Origin of the sequence: Burkholderia sp. LMG 13014, from assembly GCF_905232215.1 — a bacterium.
Lineage (GTDB): Bacteria > Pseudomonadota > Gammaproteobacteria > Burkholderiales > Burkholderiaceae > Burkholderia.
This window is the reverse complement of record NZ_CAJNKE010000374.1, coordinates 1-6,029: the sequence shown is the minus strand read 5'-3', so window position 1 is coordinate 6,029 and position 6,029 is coordinate 1. Positions and strand designations below refer to the sequence as shown.

6 protein-coding genes are annotated in these 6,029 nt (G+C 68.4%); 3 read left to right on the top strand and 3 right to left on the bottom strand.

The window, feature by feature from the left end; translation table 11 throughout:
- Window positions 1–955, bottom strand: a 955-nt coding sequence (locus JYJ84_RS26350; protein WP_205189632.1) for an FAD-binding oxidoreductase, incomplete at its 3' end; no start/stop codon positions are given.
- A gap of 31 nt (window positions 956–986) precedes the next feature.
- On the bottom strand, window positions 987–1,340 hold the full coding sequence (locus tag JYJ84_RS26345) for a RidA family protein (protein ID WP_043186509.1): 354 nt from the start codon (window positions 1,338–1,340) through the stop codon (window positions 987–989).
- A gap of 293 nt (window positions 1,341–1,633) precedes the next feature.
- Between JYJ84_RS26345 and JYJ84_RS26340 the strand changes: the two genes are divergently transcribed.
- From JYJ84_RS26340 to JYJ84_RS26330, 3 genes are all read left to right on the top strand, one after another.
- Window positions 1,634–2,269, top strand: coding sequence for a helix-turn-helix domain-containing protein (locus JYJ84_RS26340; protein WP_122948322.1), 636 nt, complete (start codon window positions 1,634–1,636; stop codon window positions 2,267–2,269).
- 157 nt (window positions 2,270–2,426) lie between these two features.
- On the top strand, window positions 2,427–2,936 hold the full coding sequence (locus JYJ84_RS26335) for a GNAT family N-acetyltransferase (RefSeq protein WP_122948323.1): 510 nt from the start codon (window positions 2,427–2,429) through the stop codon (window positions 2,934–2,936).
- 473 nt (window positions 2,937–3,409) lie between these two features.
- A complete protein-coding gene (locus JYJ84_RS26330; protein ID WP_175222718.1) occupies window positions 3,410–4,768 on the top strand; it encodes an aspartate aminotransferase family protein in 1,359 nt (452 codons plus the stop codon).
- 196 nt (window positions 4,769–4,964) lie between these two features.
- Here JYJ84_RS26330 and JYJ84_RS26325 read toward each other — a convergent pair.
- A partial coding sequence (locus JYJ84_RS26325) for a serine hydrolase (protein ID WP_240201902.1) occupies window positions 4,965–6,029 on the bottom strand: 1,065 nt, incomplete at its 5' end.

Here is a 6,029-nt window from a genome sequence, read left to right as displayed (position 1 = left end):
GCGTATCGCGATAGCCGAGCTCGACGCCGGTCGTCAGGCGGATGCCGCGCGTCATCGGCGTGATCAGGAAGCCGCTGTCGGCATCGAGCACGGGCCGGTTCAGCCGCGCGCCCGGCTGCGCCGCGTAGTGCATGTGATAACCGCGCTTGACCGCGAGCGGCAGCGTATAGCCGAGCCGTTCGCACAGCAGGTCCGACCAGGGCCCGAGCGCGACGACCGCCGCGCGCGCATCGACCGGGCCTTGCGCGGTGTCGACGCGCCAGCCGTTCGCGGCCGACAGCGTCAGCGCGTCGCCGGTCAGGATGCGGCCGCCGAGCTGCTCGAAGTAGCGCGCATAGGCCGTCACGAGCGCGTTCGGATCGCTGATCGAATCGGAGCCCGTATAGCGCAGCGCGCCGACCAGCGCACGGCTCAGGTGCGGCTCCGCGTCGCGCAGCGCGGCCGCGTCGAGTGCATCGAAGGTCACGCCGTATTCGGCGCGCCAGCGCTCGGCGTCGCGCGTTTCGGCATCGCGCGTCGCGGCGGTGCGGAACACCTTCAGCCAGCCGCCTTCGCGCAGCAGCGCGCCGGCGCCGGCCGCTTCGATCAGCGCGCGATGCTCGGTCACGCAGTGTTCGATCAGCGGTGCATACGCGCGTGCGATCTCCGCATGGCGCGCCGGATGCGAGTTGCGCCAGTAGCGGTACAGGAACGGAATCAGTTTCGGCAGCGCGCCGACGTGATAGCGCACGTCGGGCGAGCGGTTGCACGCGTATTTCAGCAGCGTGCCGAAGCCGCGCGGAAACGCATACGGATACACGCCTTCACGCTGGATCAGCCCGGCATTGCCGAGCGACGTCTCGTTGCCGGGCGCCTTGCGGTCGACGAGCGCGACCGACAGGCCGCGCTGTTGCAAATGAACGGCAACGGATACGCCGATCATGCCGCCGCCCAGGACGAGCGTGTCGAATGTCATCGGGAATTCCTCGGGGCGGGCGGCGCCGGCGTCAGGCGAGCGCGGTCACGGCGATCTCGACGTCGAGACCGGGCTTCATCAGCAATGCCTGCACGCACGCGCGGGTCGGCGCGTGGCCGGCCGGCACCCAGGCGTCCCACACCGCATTGAACGCATCGAAGTGCGCGGCGTCGCTGAGCCACACGTTGGCCGTCAGCACGCGCGTCTTGTCGACGCCGGCCGATGCGAGCAGCGCGTCGATGCGCGTGAGGATTTCGGTCGCCTGCACGGCAATCGGCGCGCCGGCCGTATCGGGCACCTGCCCGGCCAGATGGACGAAGCCGTTCGCGATCACGACCTGGCTCATGCGTGCGCCGGTCTGCAGACGTTTGATTTCACTGGACATGGATTGCACCTTCGCGGGCCCGGCCGTGACAGGCCGGGAAAATAAATGGCTGGAAAAACCGCTGCCGTGTGCGGAATCGTCGGGCAGCCGCCGCACGGACGAGCTGCGCCGATTCGCACACGTGTCGTTCACGCCGGCCGCACCGGCCCCGCGAGTTTCGCGTCGTCCGATGCTAGAGTGGCCGTCACGCCCACCATCGGCGATTTCGACGAAAATTATCATATACGAGAAAAATTATTCTCGTATACGATAAAACCCGTATTCACGTCACGCACGTCGCGCCCCGTATCCGCATGCCCAAATCCACCGCTCCCGTTCCGCCGCCCACCGACGCCGCGCCGCAGCTCGACCACCAGACGGTCGGCGCGCGGCTGCGCGACGCGCGCAAGTCGCGCGGCCTGACGCTCGCGCAACTGTCCGAGCGCTCCGGTATCGCGGTGTCGACGATTTCGAAGGCCGAGCGCGGCGACATCGCGCTCACCTACGACAAGTTCGCGGCGCTCACGCATGCGCTCGCGCTCGACTTCGACACGATGTTCTGCCGCCCCGCGCCCGCCGGCCCGATGACACCGTCGTTCACGCCGGCCGGCCAGCAGATGGTCTACGACACGCCGAACTATGCGTACGGGATGCTCGCGAACGACCTGGCCGGCAAGCGGATGGTGCCCGTGCGCGGGCGGATCCATGCGCGCAAGCTGTCGGACTTCGCCGACTACATCCGGCACAGCGGCGAGGAGTTCGTGTTCGTGCTGAGCGGCGAGCTGGAGCTGCGCTTCGAGAACGGCCATGCGTACCGGCTCGGCGCCGGCGACAGCCTGTATTTCGACAGCGCGGTCGGGCACGTGTACCTGAGCCTCGGCGACACCGATGCCGAGGTGCTCGCGTGCTGTGTCGATGGCGATGCAAGGCGGCCGCACGACGCGATCTGAAGACTGCCGCGCGGCGCCCGACGCCTGACGCGGTCGGGATGCGCAATGCATCGAACGCCGCCACGCGGCACCCGGATTCCTATTACGATAAGGACGATGCATCCCGCGGCCGCAACGGCCCGCGCCGGCATGCACGACCCTCAACCGGAACGCCCCGATGACAATCACGACCCGCCTGCTCGACGCGGCCGACGCCGCCCGTTTCCAGACCGTTCGCCTGCGTGCGATCGACACCGCGCCCACTTCTTTCCTGCCGACGCTCGACGAAGAATCGCAGGTGCCCGTCGACGAATTCGCGACGCGCATCACACCGACCCGCGAACGCGCCGTGTTCGGCGCGTTCGACGGCGATACGCTCGTCGGCATCACCGGCGTGCGCCGCGATGCGCGCGTGAAGATTTCGCACAAGGCGACCATCTGGGGCGTGTTCGTCGAGCCCGCGTATCGCGGGCAAGGTATCGCGCAGACGCTGCTCGAAAGCGCGACCGCGCACGCGGCGCAGGCTTGGCAGTGCAAGCAGCTGATGCTGTGCGTGAACGAGGTCAACGCAACCGCGGAGCGGCTGTATGCGTCGCAAGGGTTCGTCCGGTTCGGCACGGAACCGCGCTCGATGTACGTCGACGGGCGGTTCTACGACGAGCATCACATGGTCAAGACACTGGCGTAGCGCGCCGCTGCCGCGAACGGGAAGCGCCAGGCAAGCTGCTGCTCACCTGCATCACGCGCCGGCACTCCCGTCATTCGCAGCGACGCCGGCGCACCATGGACCGGCGCCGAACACACGTCGAACGCAACAGCCCGGGTGTGAGCGCACACTAACTTTCCATGCAATACGACAGCGGCAAGGCGTACCGCTGTCGGTTTATGCGCAAAAACTTTAATTGCAACAAACCGGCCGGCCAAATCCTGACCTGTCTGCCGCCGCCACCCGGCCGCCCGGGACCGCATCGTCCCCCGCCAACGCGAAAATTGGATCGATCGGAAACATGAGCCGGGCTTTCCTGCTTCACGCACGTCACCGTGCGCATCATTCAATCGCCGCGCCCGAGCACCTGCGTCCGCCTCGGTAATTCCGCCTCTATTCAGCCCCCCGCGCTCCGCGCTATCGTCTTCGCCATCTTCACAGCCCAGGAGCTGCCTTTGCCTTCCCGTCACGGAGTCGACCTCATCCGCGCCCGCGCGCTGTTCGACCGCGAGCGCCGCGCATTCACCGAAGCCATGCCGGTCTCCCGCGCACTGTCCGCGGAAGCATCCGAGCACTTGCTGTTCGGCGTGCCGTTGCACTGGATGCAGGACTGGTCGACGCCGTTCTCGCTGTATGTGAAGGAAGCGCGCGGCGCGACGTTCACCGACGTCGACGGCCACCGCTACGCCGACTTCTGCCTTGGCGACACCGGTGCGATGTTCGGCCATGCGCCCGAACCCGTCGCGCGGGCACTCATCGAGCAGGCCACGCGCGGCTACACGACGATGCTGCCGAGCGAGGATGCCGCGTGGGTGTCGCGTGAACTCGCGCGCCGTTTCCGGCTGCCGGTCTGGCAATTCGCGCTGAGCGCGAGCGACGCGAACCGCTTCGTGCTGCGCTGGGCGCGCGCGGCCACCGGCCGCAACACGATCGTCGTGTTCAACGGCTGCTATCACGGCACGGTCGATGACGTATTCGTCGACCTCGTCGACGGTCGCCCCATGCAGCGCGACAGCCTGCTCGGGCAGTCCTACGACCTGCTCGCGAACACGCGCGTCGTCGAATTCAACGATCTCGCCGCGCTCGAAGCCGCGCTGAAGCACGGCGACGTCGCCTGCGTGCTCGCGGAACCGGCGATGACGAACATCGGGATGGTGCTGCCCGATCCGGGCTTCTGGGAAGCGGCACGCGAACTGACGCGCCGCTACGGCACGCTGCTCGTGATCGACGAGACGCACACGATCAGCAGCGGCCCGGGCGGTTACGCCGTCGCGCACGATCTCGAGCCGGACATGCTGGTGGTCGGCAAGCCGATCGCGGGCGGGGTGCCGTGCGCGGTGTACGGATTCAGCGCCGAATTCGCGGAACGCGCGAAGCAGGCGAAGCTGAACGCGCCACCCGGCCACTCGGGCATCGGCACGACGCTCACCGCGAACATGCTCGCGATGCATGCGATGCGCGCGACGCTGGCCGAAGTCGCGACCGACGCGGCCTACGCGCACATGTTCGAACTCGCCGCGCGGCTCGCCGGCGGTCTCGAACAGGCGATCGCGAAACACGGGCTGCCGTGGTGCGTGACGCGCATCGGCGCACGCACCGAGTTCCAGTTCGCACCCACGCCGCCGCGCAACGGCACGATCGCCGGCGAGCAGCTCGACAGCGAACTCGAGCACATCGTGCACCTGTACCTGCTGAATCGCGGCGTGCTGATCACGCCGTTCCACAACATGATGCTCGTGTGTCCGCAAACGACGGCCGACGATGTCGATCGCCTCGTCGCGCAGTTCGGCGCGTGTCTGGGGGAGCTGGTCTGACGCAGCGCGCGCCCGGCTCGCCATCGCGCGGGCCGGGCGCATCCCCCGAGACGCACCGCGTCCCGCCTGTTTCGGCAGATCCGTCGGATCGACCTGCGTACCCGGCACGCGTTGGGTGCGCGCGCTCGGCGCGACTTCGTCGTGCAGCACCGTGCGCGTTTCGATGGAAGCCCGCACGGACGCGCCGCCGTCCGGCCTACTTCGGCAGATCGGTCGGATCGACCTGCGTGCCCGGCACGCCTTCGGTTCGCGCGCTCAGCGCCAGTTCGTCGTGCAGCACCGCTCGCGTCTCGACGGTAGCCCGCCCCGCCGCGCCGCCGTCGAGCGCCGGCAGGATGTAGCCGTTCACCATCCGGCGGAACAGCTTCACGTTCTCCGCATCGCGCAGGCCGCCGTCCACCGGCAGCACGCCTGTCATCACGACCACCGCATTGCGCTTCGGCAGCACCGTGATGAACTGCCCCTTGAAGCCCATCGCGCCGAACTCGGGCTCGCTGTCGACGATGTTGTTGATCCACCAGTAGTAGCCGAAATGCGGCGACACGGCCGGCGACGTCATCTGCGCGATCCACGCGCGCGGCACGACCTGCCGCCCCTGCCAGCGGCCGCCGTCCAGCACGAGCATGCCGAGCTTCGCCATGTCGATCGCGCGCAGTCGCAGCCCCCAGCCGGCCGACACCAGCCCCGTGCGGTCCGCGCGCTCCCACGCCGCGCGCTTCATGCCCAGCGGGCCGAACAGCCGCGCCTGCGCCACGCGCTCGACCGGCTCGCCGGCGGCCGCGCTCAACATCGCCGCCGCGAGGATCGGATTGACGTCGGTGTATTCGAACCCGGTGCCCGGCGCGACTTTCGGCTGTGCCGACGCAGCGAGCTTCAGCCGGTCGGGCGCGGTGTAGTAGATCGGATCGTCCTTCGGGCTGAAGTCGTAGTGCAGACCACTCGACATCGACAGCACATGCTTCAGCTGGATATCGCGCTTGTCCGCGAGCGCGCCGCCGAGGTCGGGACGCCACGTGGCGAGCCGCGCGGCCACCGGCTCGTCGAGCCGCACGGCGCCCTGGTCGACCAGGATGCCCGCGACGAGCGACGTCACGGCCTTCGTGACCGAATACAGCTCGTAGGTCGCATCGCGCGACGCAGTGGCGCCGTAGCGCTCGAAGATCAGCTTGCCGTCTTTCACGATCAGCAGGCTGTACACGTCGAGCTTCTGTTCACGAATCCAGCGCGACAGGTCGACGAGCCGCCGCGAATCGACGCCGAC